Source organism: Sorangium sp. So ce590 (assembly GCF_051521365.1).
Taxonomy (GTDB): domain Bacteria; phylum Myxococcota_A; class Polyangia; order Polyangiales; family Polyangiaceae; genus Sorangium.
This window is the reverse complement of the sequence record NZ_CP150346.1, coordinates 2681221-2698862: the sequence shown is the minus strand read 5'-3', so window position 1 is coordinate 2698862 and position 17642 is coordinate 2681221. Positions and strand designations below refer to the sequence as shown.

Below are 17642 nucleotides of genomic sequence, written 5' to 3'. Positions count from 1 at the left end.
GCCCCGGAGGCCGTGAGGCGCCGAAGGCTCCTATGGGGCTCGGCGCGTCGGGCGGGAGCCCGAGGCGCTTCGCTCGGGCGCGCATCACGTGGGCGCGGGCGGCTGTATACGATTCACCGGTCCTCGCCTGTCGCTCACGGATGATGTTCTTCACATCTCGGTGCGTGGTCATGGGACGTTCTCCTGGACCGCGCCGCCCCGGCCCCCGCCCGTTGAGCTGCGCGATCGGAAGACACACGACCGGCCCGCCGGAGGAGTCATCTCCCCTTTGCCCCACTCGAGGGATCCTGCGGGGGAGGATCCGTCGGGGTTCGGCGTCGGTGCCGCAGCTGGGTGGGAGCATGCCCAACCGCCCTGTGGGAAGTCAAGCGCGACGGCAGCAATGCTCGGGAGGGAGAGAGCAAAAAATATTGGCAATATGCGTCTCATGTTCGCAATGCGCTCCAGCGCGCGCAGGGGCGCGGAGCACCGGCCCTCTTACTGCTCTTGCGTACGCTCGAGATACCCACCCGGCCGTAGACGAAGAGGCGTTGGCCTCCGAGATTGCGGTCACCGCGTGGGCAGGCTCGCTCCGTGCGCGCCGGCTCCGCTCCCCGAGGCATCCGAAAGAACGCCCCGGCTCGAAGGCGCGGGGCGGCCACCTCGATCCTGGAGCGCATCCCCTCGGCCGGCGCCGCATCAAGGCGCTGGAAACGGCCCCACGCGTTGCTCTAAAGTCACGTGGCTTGAGCTCGGGCGACGCGTGGCACACAAGGGTCGGTCGCATCGCGACGGAGGTCGCGCGCCCGCTGGCGGCCATCGTCGACCGCGAGGCCCGCTTCCCGCACGAGGCCATGTCGGCGCTCGGGGAGGCCGGCGCCCTCGCGGCCGCCGTCCCTCGCGAGCTCGGGGGGCTGGGCGCCTCGACGGCAGAGCTCGGTGAAGCGTGCGCGCTGCTGGGGCGCGCCTGCGCCTCGACGGCGGCGATCTTCGCGATGCACACGAGCCAGGTGGCGTGCCTCGCGCGACACGGACAAAGTCCGTTCTTCCACGACTACCTCCGGAGGATCGCGCGCGAGCGGCTCCTGATCGCGTCCGCCGCCTCCGAGATGGGCACCGGCGGCGATCTCCGGTCGAGCATCGCTCCGGTCGAGCGGGACGGCGAGCGGTTCACGCTGAGAAAGCGATGCACCGTCGTCTCCTACGGCGAGCACGCCGACGCGCTCCTGACGACCGCGCGCAGCGCACCGGAGAGCAGCCCGAGCCAGCAAGCGCTCGTGCTGCTCCAGAAGCAGGACTACACCCTCGAGCGCACAGGCCGCTGGGACGCGCTCGGAATGCGCGGGACGTGCAGCCCGCCGTACGTCCTCACGGCCGCCGCTCCGGTCGAGCAGATCTTCGCCGAGCCCTTCCGCACGATCGCGGCCGATACGCTGGTACCCACCTCGCACGTCCTCTGGTCGTTCGGCTGGCTGGGGCTGGCCGAGGACGCATGGGCCGTCGCTCGAGCGCGGGTCGCGCGCGACGCCCGGGCGAAGCCGGGCATCACGCCGCCCGGCGCGACGCGCCTCTCGCGCATCGGCGCGGACCTGGAGGCGATGCGGAGCCTCGCCCGCGAGGCCGCCCGCGAGCTCGATCGGGCGAGGACCGACGAGGAAGGCGCGCGGGCGCCGTCCTTCGTCGGCCAGGCGCTCCGGATCAACCACCTCAAGATCGAAGCGTCCGAGCTCACGGCGCGGATCTGCCTGGAATGCCTCCAGATCTGCGGCATCGAGGGGTACATGAACGACGGCGATCACAGCGTCGCGCGCCACGTCCGCGACGCGCTCGCGGCGCCGCTGATGATCAGCAACGACCGGCTGATCGCCGCGAATGCAGCCCTGCTGCTGGTCTCGAAGGACGGGCGAGGCGCGTGACGGCGCCCCGCCTCGTCAGCCCTCGGTGACGATCCGGACGAGCGTGGCGATGCTCGGACGCTGGAAGAAGAGGTCGGAGTCGAGCTCGCGCCCGAGCTCGGACGAGACGGTCACGAGCATGCGGACGAGCTGCATCGAGTCGCCGCCGAGCGCGAAGAAGTCGTCCTCCGGGCGCACCTCGCTCACGCGCAGCACGTCCTGCCAGAGCTGCGTGAGATAAGCCGTCACCGCCTCTGGGCTGTTCGCGTCGACTCCGGCCATCACCTCTTGACCTCCTCCGCGGCGCGCTCCGCGAGGGCGCGGTGGTCGATCTTCCCGCTCTCGTTGAGCGGGAACTCCGCGAGGACGAAGATCCGCCGCGGGACCATGTACTCGGGGAGGTAGCTCCGGCACCTCGCCCTCACCTCGTCGTCCGTGCCGTCGAGGCGGTTCACATACGCGACAACGTCCTCGCAGAGGCCGCTCACGGCGCGGATCGGGACGACGGCCACGAGATCGACCGCCGTCACCCGGCGCAGCACGCCCTCGATCTCGCGCAGCTCCACGCGGCGGCCACGGACCTTCACCTGGTCGTCGCACCGACCCAGAAAGACGAGGTCCGACCGCTCGTCCGTGCCGGCGCGATCGCCGGTGCGATACCAGACGAGCCCCCCGGGATCGCCGGCCAGCGTGACGAACGAGCGCGCCGTCGCCGCGGAGTCGCGCCAGTAACCGGGCGCGACCTGCGCCCCCGCGAGGAGGAGCTCGCCGCTCCCCGGCTCGATGAAGGTGCGGACCGGCGCGAGCGGGCGGCCGAGCGGGACGATCTCCGCCGCAGGGGGCGCGCTCGGGTCATAGAAATAGAGCGTCGCGAACACGGTGACCTCGGTGGGCCCGTAGAGATTGACGATCCGACACGAGGGCGCGGCGGCCTGCCACGCCTCGGCGAGCTGCGAGGGGAGCGCCTCGCCGCAGAAGAGCGACCAGCGGAGAGAATCGAAGACACCCGGCCGGAGCGCGCGCAGGACCTTGAGGTTGTTCGCGAGCGTCGGGACAGAGCTCCACACGGTGATCCGGTGCCGCTGGATGAACGATCGCGGCATCAGCGCCTCGTGGAACGAGGGGACGAAGACGCAGCCGCCGGCCTGCCAGCACAGGAAGAGCTCTCCGATCGAGAAGTCGAAGCTGAGCTCCGCGAACTGGGTGAAGCGATCGTCCGGGGTGGTCTGGATCTCCGCGGCGAGCGCGTCGATGAGCGCACGGCCGTTCGCGTGCGTGATGCCCACCCCCTTCGGCCTGCCGGTGCTCCCGGAGGTGAAGAGCAGATACGCGTAGGGGTCGCCGGGCCGGCGCGGGACGTCGTCGGGCGGCCCCGGAAGCGCGCCGCCGGGGCCAGCGATCGCCGGCGCGCCGGGCTCGGCCGGGATCACGAGCGGGGGCCGCGCGCTCGTCGCGAGCAGATCCACCGCCGCGCCGGCCGAGGCGCCGTCGACGATCAGGGCGGTGAGGCGCGCCTCCTCGACGATCGTCGCGAGGCGCGCGCGCGGGCTCCTCGGGCTGAGCGGAACATAGATGTTCCCGCTCTCCATGATCCCGAGGAGCCCTGCATACGCCTCCGCGCCCTTCTCCGCGAGGAGCCCGACGGTGACGCCGGCGCCTCCGAGCCCACGGGCGCGCAGGCGACCCGCGATCTCCCGCTTTCGGTCCCGCAGCGCGGCGTAGGTGACCCACGCCCCTGCCGCGTGCACGGCCGGTCGATCGGGATACCGCGCCGCGCTTTCATCGAAGCAAGAATCGAGACGCGAGGGGCTCATCTTCCCGGCGGCCGTCCGAGCGGCTGGTGCGGTAGGAGGGTAATCCGTCCTGCGGTGCGCCGTCGACGGCGATCCGCAGCGCGTTTTGACACGCGCCGGCTCGACACTATACGAAGTCCGGCGCCATGACCCTCGCGACTGTCGTCTCGTCAAACCCGGATCTGGACGCGCGGCTCCGCCCGCTCGTGGTCGAGGCGATGCGCCGCCAGCGCGCCCCGGGCGTCGCCGTGGCCATCGTGCGGGACGGCAGCGTCGTCCTCGCGGAAGGGTACGGCGTCGCCGACCTGACGTCCGGCGCGCCCGTCACGCCCGAGACCCTGTTCCCCATGTCGTCGATCACGAAGACGTTCACGGGCGTCGCGGTCATGCAGCTCGCCGAACAGGGCCTGATCTCGCTCGACGATCCGGTCAGCCGCCACGTCCCCTTCTTCCGGCTCGACGATCCGCGCGCCCAGGACATCACGGTGCGGCACCTCTTGACCCACACGAGCGGGCTCCCCGACTGCGATCAGCTGGCGCTCTGGGACGATCCCCAGCTCGACGACCGCGCGCTCGAGCGCTACGTGCGCGAGCTCCCCTACAAGGAGCTCCTCGCCGCGCCCGGCGAGCGCCGCGTGTACAGCAACGACGGCTTCGAGGTGCTCGGCGCGCTCGTGGCGCAGGTCACGGGCGAGGTGTTCGAGCGTCGCGTGGAGCGCACCCTCCTCGCGCCGCTCGGGATGAGCGCCTCCCGCATGTCCGCGCCTCCAGCCGATCCGCGCGTCCGCGCCGCGGGGCACGTGCTCGGCGACGCCGGCGAGGTGGCGACGGCGCCCGTCTATCCCTGGTCGCGCTCGCACGCCGCCAGCGGCACGCTGTTCTCGAACGCGCTCGACATGGCGCGCTGGGTCCGCATGCTCCTCGGCCGCGGCGCGCTCGACGGCGTGAGGGTCCTCGCGGCCGAGACGCTCGAGGGCATGGGAAAGCCGCTCGTCCCGTGGGAGCAGGACGCGAGCATCTCGCAGGGCCACGTGTTCCGCGTGTACGAGCACCGGGGTCACCGCGCGCTGGGGCACGGAGGGTGGGACGTCGGGTTCCGCTGTGGGATGACGCTGCTCCCCGACGTGGGGGTGGGAGCGGTCGTCATGAGCAACTTCCACTGGTCGGCCATGCTGCAGCTCGTCCACGCCGCGCTCGACGTCGCGCTCGGCGCCGAGCCTCCCTCGATGCTGCCGGATCCGGCGGCCCTCCCGGGCTTCGTGGGCACGTTCAAGGGCGAGCGCAGCGCCACCGTCGTCGAGGTCGAAGGGGAGGACGTCTATCTCGTGCAGGGCGAGCGGCGGCGGCGGCTCACGCCGCTCGGCCCGGACATGGTCGTCGTGTCCGAAGGCAAGGGGCACAACGCCGTGTTCGTGCGGCGGCGCGCGGAGGAGACGGTCGTGCTGCTGGGGGACGAGAAGCTGACGCGGGTCACTTGAGCGCCGCGGGGCCGAGCGCCTCGGCGAGCTCGGCGATGCACGGGCGCTCGAACAGGACGCGCATGGGCAGCTCGACGCCGAAGGTCTCGAGCATGCGGGCCATCACGCGGACGGCGAGCAGCGAGTGCCCGCCGAGATCGAAGAAATTGTCGTGGACGCCGATTCGCTCCACCTCGAGCACGTCGCGCCAGATCGACGCGACGGCCTCCTCGACAGGGCCGCGCGGCGCGACGAACGCGCTGCCCGCGGCGCGGTCGGCGGGGACAGGGGGCAGCCTCCGCCGCTCGAGCTCGCCGCCGGGCGTCCTCGGGATCCGGTCGACGGCGACGAGCACGGACGGCACGAGGTACTCCGGCAGCTCCTCGGCGAGGGCGCGCCGCAGGGCGGTGGCCCAGTCCGCAGGCGCCCCCTCCTCGCCGACGACATAGCCGACGAGCCGGACCGGGGAGCCGCTGGCCACCACCGCGGCGTCCCGAACGCCGGCAGCGCGCACGAGCGCCGCCTCGACCTCGCGCGGCTCGACGCGGTGACCGCGCACCTTGACCTGATCGTCGATGCGCCCGAGGTACTCGACGGAGCCGTCGGCGAGCCACGCGCAACGATCGCCGGTCCGGTACATGCGCATCCCCGGCTCGGTCGCGAAAGGATCGGGCAGGAAGCGCGCGGCGGTCAGATCGGGGGCCGACCTGTAGCCGCGCGCGAGGCAGTCTCCGCCGAGGTAGAGCTCGCCGGGGACGCCGATGGGCACGGGTCGCAAGCGATGATCGAGGAGGTACGCGCGGGTCCCGGGGATCGGGCGGCCGATGGGCACCTCGCTCGACACGCCGTCGCGGGGGTCCACCGGGTGCGTCAGGGTCACGATCGTCGCCTCGGTGGGGCCGTAGGTGTTGAGGATGCGGTGCGCGGTCCCGGCGACCTTGCGCCACGCCCGCAGCCGATCGGCGGCGAGCCGCTCTCCCCCGAGCACGATCAGGCGCACGTGCTCGAGCCGCTCCGCCGCGTCCGCCGAGCAGCCGAACGCGAGCTCGTGCCAGTAGGCGGTGGGCAGGTCGAGCACGGTGATGCGCCGCTCGTGACAGACGCGCAGGAGCTCTTCCGGCGCGACGACGGCGTCGAAGGGGCGCGGCACCAGCGTCGCGCCGGCGGCCAGCGTCGCGAACACCTCCTCGCAAAACGTGTCGGCGGACGGCGAGGCGAACTGAAGGACACGATCGCCGGCCCTCAGCGCGAAGGTGCGCGCGGCGAAGCGCGCGTAGCGGGCGAGCGGGCCGTGGAGCAGCTCGACGGCCTTGGGCTGGCCCGTCGTCCCCGACGTGAAGTAGACGAACGCGACCTGCTCGCCGTGCGGCGGCGCGAACGTGGCGCTCGAAGAGGCGGCGCCGAGCGCCCCGACGTCGCTCTCGTGGAGCGTCACGACGACGCCCGCGATCTCGGCCATCCGCCGGCGCCGCGCGAGCGGGAGGCCTGTGTCGATCGGCACGCAGGCGGCGCCGGCGCGGAGCGCGCCGAGGACCGCGGCGACGAGCGCGGGACCGCGCGGCATCGACACGGCGACCGTCGCCTCGCGCGCGACCGCCGTGGCGCGCAGGTGCTCCGCGATCGCCGTCGCCCGGCGGTCGAGCTCGGCGAACGTGAGCCGACCGTCCTCCCCGTCCACGGCCACCGCGTCGGGTCGCCGCGCGACCTGGACCGCGAAGAGATCGAGCACGCTCCGCCCCTCGGGGATCGGCTCGACGACCGGGAGCCGAGGCGCGCCGGAGACCTCGCCGGAGATGTGGCCAGAGACGTGGCCAGAGACGTGGCCAGAGACGTGGCCAGAGACGTGGCCAGAGACGTGGCCAGAGACGTGGCCAGAGACGTGGATCGACACCGCGTCGAGCCGGCGCTCCGGATCCTCGACGAGCGCCTCGACGAGCCGCACCAGGTGGTCGGCGACCGCCTCGCGCTCCTCGGCGCGGAGCTGCTCGGCGCGGAGGTCGAGATCGAGCCACAGCTCGCCCTCCTCGACGTGCGCCTCGATCGAGAGGCTCTCGTGACCGTGACCGGCCGAGAGGCGCCTCGTCCGCGCCGGAGCGCCGCCGAACGGGCCGAAGCTCCCGGTCTGGAGGTTCAGGAGCACGTCGTAGTGGTCCTTGCCGCCCGGGTTTCCGACCGAGTAACGCAGGTGCGGCAGCAGCGACCGGATGCGCTCGCCGGTGCGGCGCCCGAGCTCCGCGAACGTGCTGTCGGGCTCGACAGCGACGCGCACCGGAGCGACCTCCATGACGAGGCCGGCGACGTCGCGCCCCGCCGCTCCACCGCGGTTGTGGAAGACGACGCCGACCGACACGTCGGAGGCGCCCGCGAGGTGATGGACGAGGGCATCGACCACGCAGCACAGGCTGATCAGCAGCGACAGCTCCTCGTTGAACAGGAAGAGCGGCGGCTTCGCGGCGGCGGCCTTCAGCCGGTCGGTCAGAGGTCGCCCGAGCCCGCGGGAGACGCGCTCGGTCCGCGCGTCGCACCGGCGCGGCGACCGCCCGAACCAGCGCAGCGGCTCGGGCAGCGGCCGCAGCAGGCGCGACCAGTACGCCTCCGCGTCGCTGGAGGCGGGCGCCTCGCGGTACGCATGATCGGCCGCGACGAGGCGCGCGAACGGAGGCCAGGGCGGGTGCGTCAAGGGCTCGCCGGCGCGCGCCCGCTCGTACAGCTCGGCTGCGCGCTGATAGAGCAGCGCGCTCGTGACCCCGTCGGTGATCAGGTGGTGCGCGCACAGGTAGAGCGCCCACCGCGAGGGGCCGAGCGTGATGACGGCGCAGTCGAACGGGCAGCGCGCGAGGTCGAGCGGCCGCGCTTGCCGCTCGCGCGCCCAGGCGTCGAGGCGATCGACCGGCGCGGGATCGCCGGTCCAGTCGAGGTGCTCGACGACCTCGGCGAAGCCGTCGACGACGACAGCGCGGGGCTCGCCCGCCTCTTCGCGGACCACGGTGCGCAGGGCGTCGGTGCCGGCCACGACCTCGCGCCACGCGGCCGCGAACGCCGCCGGGTCCAGTGAGCCCTCGACGAGCGAGAGCGTGGCCATGTTGTAGAGCGGGACGCCGGGCTGGAGCTTCTGCCCGGTCCACACGAGGAGCTGGTTGCGCGTCAGGTTCGCGCCAGCGGCGAGCGCGTGGGCGCGGCTGCGGACCGCCGGCGGAGGCGCCTCCCAGCCATCGACGAGGCGCCGCTCTTCCTCCGGGCCGATCATCGGGAGATCGGCCACGGGCCGGTCGGGATCGAGGAGCGCCGCCGAGAGCAGGTGGAGCACGTAGCCGGCGAAGCGCCTCACCGTGGACACCGCGTGTCGCTCGGGGAAGAGCTCGATCTCCAGGGCCGGCGCGCCGGAGGCGTCGAGCGTGATCGTGATGTCCTGGCCGGCGGAGGGCGCGGGGCGATGGAGGGACGCCGACGCGACCATGACGCCGAACAGCGGGGATGCGCCCCGGGTCGTCAGGCCCAGGTCCGCGAGCAGCCGCTTCAGCGGATAACGCTGGCGCTGCGCGACGAGGAGGAGCTGCTCGCGCTGCGCCACCAGCAGCTCGCGAAAGCTCGCCTCGGCCGGGATCTCCACGAGGATCGCGACCGCGTCGGTGCCGCCGGCGGGCGCCGTCGTCCACGCAGGCGCGCCGACGACGACCGTGCGCCGATCGTGCGTGCGCGCGAGGCACGCGGCCACGCCGCAGAGGAGCGTGGTGTAGACGAGGAGCGGCGCGCTCCCGGTGAGGTCGGCGATCCCGGCCGCGAGCGGCGCCGGGATCGGCTCCGTGAAGCGCGCCGGGCGCCGGTTCGCCGGCCCGGCCGCGTCGGGGCGGAGCTCCGTGCGCGCGTCGACGTCGGCGAGCCGCCGCACCCACCAGGCGCGCTCCTCGATCAGCGCTCGGTCGAAGACGAGGAGCGCCTCGTCGCTCATCGGAGCCGCTCCACCATCGCCCGGATCGCCCGGATGGTCTGGAAGTTCTCCTGCGCGAGCCTGTCGTTCGGGATGTGGATGCCGTGGTGCCCCTCGAGGAACGCGACCATCCGGAGCGCGCACAGCGAGTCCACCACGCCCCCCGCGAGGAGGTCGGTGTCGTCGTCCAGCTCGATCCCGTCGGCGGCGGCCTCGCGGCGGAGGAACGCGCGGATCGGATCGGCGTCGTCGCCCTCCTCCCGCGCGGCCGCCGGCGCCGCTGTGGCCGCCGCGGCGACGCCGACCCGCGCGCGATGGCCTTCCTGCACCGCCCGGCGATCGAGCTTGCCGGACCCTGTCTTCGGCAGCATCGGCTCGACGGCGAACGTCGAGGGGACCGCGAACGCGGGCAGCCGCGACGCGGCGTGCGCGCGCAGCGCGGGCGGCTCGATCGCGGCGTCGGGCTTCGGCGCGACGACGGCGACGACATCCGCGTCCGCGCCCTCTTCCCCGAGCACGAAGGCGGCCGCCTCCTGCACGGTCTCGTGGGCCAGGAGCGCGCGCTCGACCTCGTCGAGATCGAGCAGGTGGCCGCGCACCTTCACGCGGCGATCGGCGCGGCCGAGGATCTCGAGGTCGCCGTCCGGCTGCTCGGCGACGAGATCGCCTGTGTGGTAGCAGCGCTGCGGCCCGAACGGGGTGAACGCCACCGGCCGCAGCGCCCGCTCCGAGCGCTCGGGGAGCTGCCAGTACCCCTCCATCACGCTCGGCCCGCGCACCACCAGCTCCCCCTCCTGCCCGCGCGGGACCGGGACGCCCTCCGGATCGACGACCTCGAGGTTGACGTGGGCGCAGGCGCGCCCGATCGGCAACACGTCCGGCGGTCCGGCCGGCAGCGGCGGGATCTCGTAGTGCGCCGCGATGTGCGTCTCGGTCGTACCGTACATGTTGCAGAAGCGCGGCGACGGCACGAGCTCCATGAGCCGGCGCAGGTGCGGGACCGGGAACCGCTCGCCGGCGAACAGCACCCAGCGCAGCGTGTCGAGCGAGCGCGCCTGGAGGTCGCCCCGCTGGACCAGCCCGACCAGCAGCGACGGGACGGAGCACCAGACCGTGAGGCGCTCGCGCTCCAGCGCGCCGGCGAGGCTCGCCGGGAACTTCACGGTGTCCTCGGGGAATTGCACCAGGAGCGCGCCGGCGGCGATCGTGACGAACAGCTCGAACCACGAGAGATCGAAGTGGTGCGAGGTCACGTTGCTGACCCGATCCGTCTCGCGGACGCCGAACCTGTCGAGGGCCCACGCGACGTTCGAGAGCATGCTGCGGTGCGAGTGCGCGACGCCCTTCGGCGTGCCGGTGGTCCCGGAGGTGTAGAACAGCACCGACAGATCGCCCTCGATCACCCCGATGTCCGAGCGCGGGCGAGCCGCTGCCACCTCGGACCAGCTCGGGGCCGAGACGGGGAGGCCGCCGCCGTCGTCGCCTCCGACCACCGTCTCGATCGGCGTCCCGAGCGCGAGCAGCTTCCGCAACCTAGGCGCCTTCGCCGGCTCCGAGAGCACCACGCGGATGTCCGCGTCGCGGGCGACGGCGGCGAGGTGACTCTCCGACGCAGCCGAGTCGAACGGCGCGTACGCCGCGCCCGCCCGCAGGATCCCGTAGATCGCCGCCATCGAGTCGAACCCCCGGTGGAGGTAGACGCCGACGCGATCCTGGCGGCGGACGCCGCGCTCGACGAGGAAGCCGGCGACGGCCGAGGCGGCCTCGTCGAGCTCTCTGTAGGTCCGCTCGCCGGCCGCCGACCGGAGCGCCGGCCTGTCGGGGGTTCGCTCAGCGCTCTGCCGGAGCAGTCGATCTAACGAGAACGTCATGGGTCAGGCTCCTTCTTCGGTCACCGTCAGCGGCAGGTCGAGAACGGGGCGGTCCGGCAGCAGGGCGGCGCCGGCGGCGAGCGCAGCGAGGTGCGAGACGAGCGCGTCGAGCTGCGCCCCGGTGAACAGGCCAGCGTCGTATTCGATGCAGCCGTCGATGGCGTCGCCGCGGTCGATGAACGACAGCGTGAGATCGAACTTCGCGGTGTCCGCGAGGCTCTCCTCCACCCGGACCGCCAGACCGGCGAGCTCGGGGACGGGATCGGGATCATTCGCGAACGCGAGGACGACGTTGCACAGGGGCGGCCGCCCCGCGTCGTTCGCGAGCCCGAGCTCCTGGAGGAGCGCGTCGAAGGGGACGCCGCCGTGGCGATGGGCGTCCAGGACGACGTCGCGCGCCCGGCGCAGGACCTCCCGGAAGCTCGGATCCCCCGAGAGATCCACGCGCAGGAGCTGCATCTCGACCACGCAGCCCACGAGGGTCTCCGTCCCCGGCTTGCCGCGGTTGGCGTGGGGCACCGCCACGACGATGTCCTCCGCGGCGGTCAGCCGGAAGAGGAGCACGTCGATCACCGCGAGCATCGCGACGAAGAACGTCACGCGCGCCTCGCGTGCGAGCGCGCGGAGCGGCGCCAGCGCCCCGGCGGCCAGCACGAACGAGCGGTATCCCGCGGGGCGGCTGCCCGCGCCACGCGGGCGCGGCGACAGCCGCACGGGGCTCGCCTGCGCGAGCCGGCGCTTCCAGTGCTCGAGGCTCTCCGCGTAGCCAGGCGTCGAGGCGGCCATGCGCTCGCGGGCTGCGTACGTCGCGTACTGGAGAGGCTCGGGGAGCGGCGCCGGCCGGTCCGCCGCGAGCGCGCCGTACAGGTGGGTGAGCTCGCGCACGAGGACGTGCCGTGACCAGCGATCGATCGCGATGTGATGGACGGTCAGGAGCAAGCGGTGCTCGAGCGGGCCGATCGAGACGAGCGTCGCGCGCATGACGGGGCCGCGCTCGAGGTCGAACCTGCGGCGCGCGTCGGCCGTCGCGACCGCCGCGGCCGCAGCGGCGCGCTCGACGCGCGGGATCGCGCGGAGATCCACGTCGGGCTGGAGCACGTCGGCGTCGTCCTCGATGCGCTGCACGAGCCTGGCTCCCTCCAGCCGGTACGTCGTCCGCAGCGCCTCGTGGCGGCGGACCACGGCGCGCACCGCCGCGCGCAGCCGGCCCACGTCGAGCGGCCCCGAGAAGCAAAGGGCGTTGCTCACCGTGTGCGACGAGTCGCCCTCGTTCAACATGTGCGAGAGCCAGATCCGCTGCTGCGCAGCGGAGGCCGCCTCCAGGCGGCTCATCCAGCGCTTCCTCGCAGGGCGTCGAGCGCGCGCGCCAGCCTGCGGACGGTGCGCGCCTCGAAGACGGTCATCAGCGGCACGTCGACGCGGTAGCGCCGGTGGAGCTGGCCGACGAGCCGCATGGCCGCGAGCGAATGACCGCCCAGCTCGAAGAAGTCGTCCTCGGCGCCGACGTCGCTCGTCGAGAGGAGCTCCTCCCACAGCGCGGCCAGCTCCGCTTCGAGCCCGGCCGCGGGCCGCGGACCCGGGCGACGAGGCGCCTGGGCCCGGGCGACGAGCCCGGCGAGGGCCTCGCGGTCGATCTTGCCGCTCGGCGTGCGCGGGAACGACGGCACGATCGAGATCGACGCCGGCAGCATGTATTCCGGCAAGAAGAGCGCGAGGTGGGCGCGCAGCTCGGCGTCGGTCGGGGCCGCGACGGCGGCCGCGGATGGGACCACGAACGCGGAGAGGACATCGTCGCGCGCGTCAGATTGCCGGACGTCGCGCGCGATCACCGCGGCTCCCCTGACCCCCGGCGCCCGCGCGAGCACGGCCTCGATCTCCTCCAGCTCCACGCGGAACCCGCGCACCTTGAGCTGCCGGTCCGCGCGGCCGACGAGCTCGAGGGTCCCGTCGAGGTCCATCCAGCCCAGATCCCCGGTGCGGTAGCGCTGCGCTCCCGGACGGGCCGAGCCGGGATCCGGGAGGAAGCGCTCCGATGTCCCACGCGGCTCGCCGAGGTAGCCACGCGCCACCCCCTCGCCGCCGACGCACAGCTCGCCCACCACGAGCGGCGGCAGCGAGCGCCCGTTCGCGTCGATCACCTCGACCGTGGCGTGCGCGAGCGGGCGACCGAGCGACAGGTACGCCCCCGGGCGCGAGGCGTCCGCGCGCGCCATGGTGCAGCCGATCGTGGTCTCGGTCGGCCCGTAGTGGTTCCACACGGCGCAGCCAGGCGCGAGCGCGCGGATCCGCGCGACGAGGTCGCGCGACAGGCGCTCGCCCCCCAGGACGAGGTGCGAGCGCGGGAGCACGCCGGCGCCGTCCTCGAGCAGCGCCGCGAGGTGCGACGGCGTGATCTTCATGGCGTCCACCGGCGACGCGCGCAGCCGGTCCGCGAGCGCGCGGGCGCCCTCCTGCGGGACGATCTCCAGGGCGCCGCCGAGCGCGAGCGCGCCGAAGACCGCCGTGTAGCCGAGATCGGCCGCCGCGCTCGACACCCAGGCCCAGCGGAGACCGCGGCCCACGTGCGCCTCCAGCCCGCGCACGTAGGCGCTCACCTGCCGGTGCTCCACCGCGACGGCCTTCGGCTGGCCGGTCGAGCCCGACGTGAACAGCACGTAGGCGAGGCGGTCGGGGCGCGGCGCCGGCAGCGCGACGTCGCGATCGGCGCCGGCGTGGGCGTCGAGCCAGGCCTCGTCGATCACGAGCGAGACGCCCGCGATCTGCCGCATCCGCTCGAGGCGCGCCGCCGGCAGGGTCGGATCGAGCGGCACGAAGGCGGCCCCCGCGCGGAGGACGGCCAGCATCGCGGTCACCCAGGCAGGCGATCGCGAGAGCGAGAGCCCGATCCGCGCCTCGGGCGGCAGCCCGATCTCGACGAGGCGGCGCGCGAGGCGCTCGGCGCGCGCGACCAGGGCCCCGTACGAGAGCCGCTCGGCGCCGCAGGCGACGGCGATCGCGTCCCCGTGCGCGACAGAATGCGCCCAGATCCGCGGGTCGATCGACGCCGCGTCCGGAGGCGCGGCCACGGCCTGCGGGGGCGCCGGCGCCCAGGGACGCGCCCGGAAAGGCAGCTCGCCGATCGGCCGGCGCGGCGCGGCCAGGCCCGCGGCGAGGAGATCTTCGTACAGGCGGGCGAGGTGCTCGGCGACCGCCCGTCCGACGCGCCTCCGATCGGCGTACAGCGTCGCGCGCGGCGCGCGGCCGACAAGAACGGACAGCTTGAGATCGAAGCGATCGGCGTGGACGGCGAGGCGCTCGACGCGGACGCTGGGCGCGACGTCGGCGTCCCAGCGCTCGAAGCAGGTCGGCGCCGGAGGGGCGCCGGGATCGTGGTAGGAGTGCCACTCGGCAGCGGCGTCCAGCTCGGCCCGCGCTCGCTCGATCAGCGCCTCCATGCCGAGCGCGGCGACGTCCTGCGCCGACACCGGCACGTGCTTCGCGAGCGGGCCGAGCGCGGACGCCACCTCCGGCAAGGATCGGCCGCCGGCGACCACGGCCGTCATCACGCCGCCGGCCCCGGTGACGCGCGCGAGCAGCGCCCACCAGGCGGCGAGGAGGACCGCCGCGCCCTGCGAGGCCGCCCCCGGATCGAGGTGAACCTCGGTCTCCTCGGTCGCCCACGCCCCCCCGGGGTCCGGCTCCGGAGGCGCGCCCAGGAGGACCGATGGGCGCGGCTGGGCGCGTCGCCGCGCGGCGTAGCGCTCGCGCGCCGGCGCGGTGCTCTCGGCCTCGAGCATCTCCCACTGCCACTCGCCGAGGTCGGGGTACTGAAGCGGCGGCTCCCCCTCCGCTCCGAACAGCTCGCGGACGAGCCCCAGCATCGAGGGGGCGTCGGCTTGCAGCGCGGACACCTCGAGCTCGACGCGCGCTCCCGGCAGCGCCCGCAGCGCCGGCGCCGTGCCGTCGGCGAGCGCGCCGGCCGCCGGCCCGACGACCTGCAGCGGGTACGCGAGCCCCGGCGCCGCGCGGAACGCCGTGCGCAGGATCTCGTGCCGCTCGACGATCGTCTGGAGGCGCCGCTCGAGCGCCGCGATGTCCGGCTCGGCCTCCAGCGCGACCACGCAGGTCGCCCTCAGGCCGCCAGCCCCCGACGCCAGGAGCCGCTGCTGCTGCGGCGTCAGCCGGAACCCCTCGACCGCCGGCTCACCCACCCGGCGCCTCGATCATGGCGCGGCCGTGGCGCATCTCGGTCATCGCGACGAGGATCCGGCGCGGCCCCTCGAACGGATCGCGCCCGTGCGCGACGAGCATGTTGTCGAGCAGCAGCACGTCGCCGGCTCGCCAGGGGATGCGGGCCGCCTCCCGCGCATAGGCGTCGGCGATCGCCTCCAGATCGGACACGTCGATCGGAGCTCCGCCGGCGTGCGTCGCGGTCCTGGGCGCCTCATCCGCGCACGACGCGAGCGCGAGCCGCTCCTGGCTGGGCAGCGCGAAGGGGTGGAAGAGGTGCGCCTGGTTGAACCACACCGCCTCGCCGGTGCGCGGGTGGCTCGCGACGGCGGGCCGCGCCTGGGACGTGCGCAGCGAGCCGTCCGGCATCCACGCGTGCTCGATGCCGGCGCGCGCGCAGAAGCGCGCGACCTCGTCCCTGTCTTCGGTCGCGAACACCTGCTGCCACGGGAGGTCGAGATCGCGCCTGTAGCGGCGGACGTACTGGACGCCCCGGCGCTCGAACCGGTCCACGAGCTCTCTCGGCAAGCGCGCGTGGACGCGGCGCGCGTCGGCGAGGGGCGTGGCGCCGCCCGCCTCCGGCGGCTGCTCGCACCAGAACCAGAGCCTCATCGGCCAGTCGGCGGCGTAGGACAGCTCGTTGTGGAGCGGGATCGCGTAGGCCCGCGGGTATTCGGTCGAGGTGTAGACGTGGTGACCGAGGTGCCTCCGGTCGGTGGATGCGTACGTGTACGGCACGAGCGGCCCGCGCGAGCCCGCCTCGACCACGCGCCGGAACTGGTCCGCCGACGGGATCGCGAACCCGCGGAACAGCACGGCGCCCGCTCGATCGAGGCGCCGATCGACCTCGTCCCGATGGCTCGACAGCCACCACGCGAGGTCCACGCCGGCCGCCGCCGGCCGCGCCAGCGCCGGGGACCACGCGCCGTCGGCCCCGTCGATCAGCTCGACGATCTGGTCCAGGGTGACCGGTCGCCGCCGCGCGCGGTCGAGCGCGGATCGATCAGCGCCTCGCGTCGTCATCCGGCCGGCCGATACGCCTCTTCCGACTGGATCGGCTCGTAGGTAAGGCGCGGCCCTCCGGCCAGGATCTCCTCGAGCGCGGCGCCGAGCGCGTCGACGTCGTCGAGGGTGGTGTGGATGCCGACGCTCGCGCGCACGATCCCGTACGACGCCAGCCGATCGCCGGCCCGGATCCGCGCCTCGACGGCCTGCTGCTCCTCGTCGCTCACGCCGAACCATCGGCGGACGAGGCGGTGGTTGCAGATCGTCCCCGCGCGCACCTCGATCGCGTGCTCGTGATCGAGCACGGCCGCGAGGAGGGCGTGGTGCATCCCGGCGATGCTGAACGGGAACGCCCCGATCCGGTGCTCGCCGTACGCGGCCGCAGGCACGTGGAGCCGCAGCCCCTCGATCCCCGACAGCCGAGCGGCCATCCGCTCCACGATCTGCCGCTCGTGCTCGATCACGACGTCCCAGCCGGCCTTCGCCAGCGCCTCGCAGCTCGCGCCGAGCGCCACGATCCCGGTGCCGTTCCAGGTGCCGGGCTGGTGGCGGAGCGTGGGCGGCGCCCAGACAACGGTCGCGTCCCCCCGGACGTCGCTGAGCATGTCGATCGAGCCGCCGCCCGGCTCCAGCGGCGCTGTATCGAGCAGCCGCTTGGGGACCACCAGGAGGCCGACCCCGAACGGCGCGTAGAGCTTGTGCGCCGAGAGCGCCAGCGCGTCGATCCCCGAGGCGACCATGTCGATCGGCCGGTGCGGCGCGAGCTGCGCGGCGTCGACGAACAGCAGCGCGCCCCTCGAGCGGGCCAGCTCCGAGAGGCGCCGGAGATCGGGGATGTACCCGGTCTGGTTCGAGGCGCCCGACACGGCGACGACCCGGATCTGCAGGCGCTCGTCGCCGAGCACCTCTCCCAGGTGCTGCTCGTCGATCGAGCCGTCGTCGAACGAGCGCACATCGACGACGCGCGCGCGGGTCGTGAAGCGCCAGGGCAGGTTGTTCGACGTGTGCTCGCCCTCGGAGATCACGACCGCGTCGTCGGGCTTCAGCGCGAGCATGCGCGCGAGCTGGCTGATCGCGCCGCTCGTGTTGTCGCAGAACAGGAGGTGATGCTCCGGACCGCAGCCCAGGAAGCTGCGGATCGACGCGATGGCCGCCTCGAGGTCCTCGCACGCCGCCCGCGCGAGCGGACCGGAGCCGCGGTGGAGCGCGCCGTAATGGCCGAGGAACCGCGTGACCGCGTCGAGCGTGGCGCGCAGCGGCGGGGTGGTCGCCGCGGCGTTGAGCCGCACCACCCGGCGCAGCCCTCGACCCGGGATCTCGACCCTGTGCTCGGCGCCCACGACCTCCGGCAGGGATCGCAGGGCGCTCGATGAACCGTCCTTGGCTGTGGGGATTTCCGCTGTGAGCATCACTTCAGCTCGGAAGAGGTGGCGAGTCTACTTTGCGCCTGCGGCGCGCGACACCGCTTTTTTCCCTCGCGAACGCGCGCTGGAAGCTCCATCGCG

The 17642-nt window shown here is 73.8% G+C and carries 10 protein-coding genes; 2 read left to right on the top strand and 8 right to left on the bottom strand.

Annotation, left to right across the window (positions count from 1 at the left end; translation table 11 throughout):
- Positions 1-725 precede the first annotated feature (725 nt).
- Positions 726-1895, top strand: a complete 1170-nt coding sequence (locus tag WMF28_RS10320) for an acyl-CoA dehydrogenase family protein (protein WP_437601992.1) — start codon at positions 726-728, stop codon at positions 1893-1895.
- Between the two features lie 15 nt (positions 1896-1910).
- Here WMF28_RS10320 and WMF28_RS10315 read toward each other — a convergent pair whose 3' ends face one another.
- A complete protein-coding gene (locus WMF28_RS10315; protein ID WP_437604238.1) occupies positions 1911-2156 on the bottom strand; it encodes an acyl carrier protein in 246 nt (81 codons plus the stop codon).
- Positions 2156-3688, bottom strand: coding sequence for an amino acid adenylation domain-containing protein (locus tag WMF28_RS10310; RefSeq protein WP_437601991.1), 1533 nt, complete (start codon positions 3686-3688; stop codon positions 2156-2158). Before WMF28_RS10310 ends, WMF28_RS10315 begins: the two co-directional genes overlap by 1 nt.
- Positions 3689-3813: 125 nt before the next feature.
- Between WMF28_RS10310 and WMF28_RS10305 the strand changes: the two genes are divergently transcribed.
- Positions 3814-5145: a serine hydrolase domain-containing protein gene (locus tag WMF28_RS10305; RefSeq protein WP_437601989.1), complete on the top strand. Its 1332-nt coding sequence runs from the start codon at positions 3814-3816 to the stop codon at positions 5143-5145.
- Here the strand turns inward: WMF28_RS10305 and WMF28_RS10300 are convergent.
- Genes WMF28_RS10300 through WMF28_RS10275 form a run of 6 tightly spaced genes read right to left on the bottom strand, consistent with a single transcriptional unit; the run spans position 5138 to position 17546 of the window.
- On the bottom strand, positions 5138-9073 hold the full coding sequence (locus WMF28_RS10300) for an amino acid adenylation domain-containing protein (RefSeq protein ID WP_437601988.1): 3936 nt from the start codon (positions 9071-9073) through the stop codon (positions 5138-5140). The two genes, WMF28_RS10305 and WMF28_RS10300, sit on opposite strands and share 8 nt — an antisense overlap.
- Positions 9070-10923 carry a non-ribosomal peptide synthetase gene (locus WMF28_RS10295; protein ID WP_437601987.1) on the bottom strand — a complete coding sequence of 618 codons (1854 nt, stop codon included), beginning with the start codon at positions 10921-10923 and terminating at the stop codon, positions 9070-9072. The genes WMF28_RS10300 and WMF28_RS10295 overlap by 4 nt, the downstream gene beginning before the upstream one ends.
- A 3-nt stretch (positions 10924-10926) precedes the next feature.
- Entirely contained in the window at positions 10927-12255 is a 1329-nt protein-coding gene (locus WMF28_RS10290) for a condensation domain-containing protein (RefSeq protein WP_437601985.1), read from the bottom strand.
- Entirely contained in the window at positions 12252-15113 is a 2862-nt protein-coding gene (locus WMF28_RS10285; protein ID WP_437601983.1) for an amino acid adenylation domain-containing protein, read from the bottom strand. The genes WMF28_RS10290 and WMF28_RS10285 overlap by 4 nt, the downstream gene beginning before the upstream one ends.
- Complete coding sequence (locus WMF28_RS10280; protein WP_437601982.1) at positions 15106-16155, bottom strand: TauD/TfdA family dioxygenase; 1050 nt, start codon at positions 16153-16155, stop codon at positions 15106-15108. Before WMF28_RS10280 ends, WMF28_RS10285 begins: the two co-directional genes overlap by 8 nt.
- Positions 16152-17546 (bottom strand): aminotransferase class V-fold PLP-dependent enzyme, encoded by a 1395-nt coding sequence (locus WMF28_RS10275; protein WP_437601981.1) that lies wholly within the window; start codon positions 17544-17546, stop codon positions 16152-16154. Before WMF28_RS10275 ends, WMF28_RS10280 begins: the two co-directional genes overlap by 4 nt.
- Positions 17547-17642: the final 96 nt, after the last annotated feature.

Excerpts from the sequence above, each read along its gene's own strand:
- WMF28_RS10305 (WP_437601989.1), top strand. The coding sequence starts at position 3,814 with ATGACCCTCGCGACTGTCGTCTCGTCAAACCCGGATCTGGACGCGCGG.
- WMF28_RS10290 (WP_437601985.1), bottom strand. The coding sequence starts at position 12,255 with ATGAGCCGCCTGGAGGCGGCCTCCGCTGCGCAGCAGCGGATCTGGCTC.
- WMF28_RS10310 (WP_437601991.1), bottom strand. The coding sequence starts at position 3,688 with ATGAGCCCCTCGCGTCTCGATTCTTGCTTCGATGAAAGCGCGGCGCGG.
- WMF28_RS10280 (WP_437601982.1), bottom strand. The coding sequence starts at position 16,155 with ATGACGACGCGAGGCGCTGATCGATCCGCGCTCGACCGCGCGCGGCGG.
- WMF28_RS10275 (WP_437601981.1), bottom strand. The coding sequence starts at position 17,546 with ATGCTCACAGCGGAAATCCCCACAGCCAAGGACGGTTCATCGAGCGCC.
- WMF28_RS10295 (WP_437601987.1), bottom strand. The coding sequence starts at position 10,923 with ATGACGTTCTCGTTAGATCGACTGCTCCGGCAGAGCGCTGAGCGAACC.
- WMF28_RS10315 (WP_437604238.1), bottom strand. The coding sequence starts at position 2,156 with ATGGCCGGAGTCGACGCGAACAGCCCAGAGGCGGTGACGGCTTATCTC.
- WMF28_RS10300 (WP_437601988.1), bottom strand. The coding sequence starts at position 9,073 with ATGAGCGACGAGGCGCTCCTCGTCTTCGACCGAGCGCTGATCGAGGAG.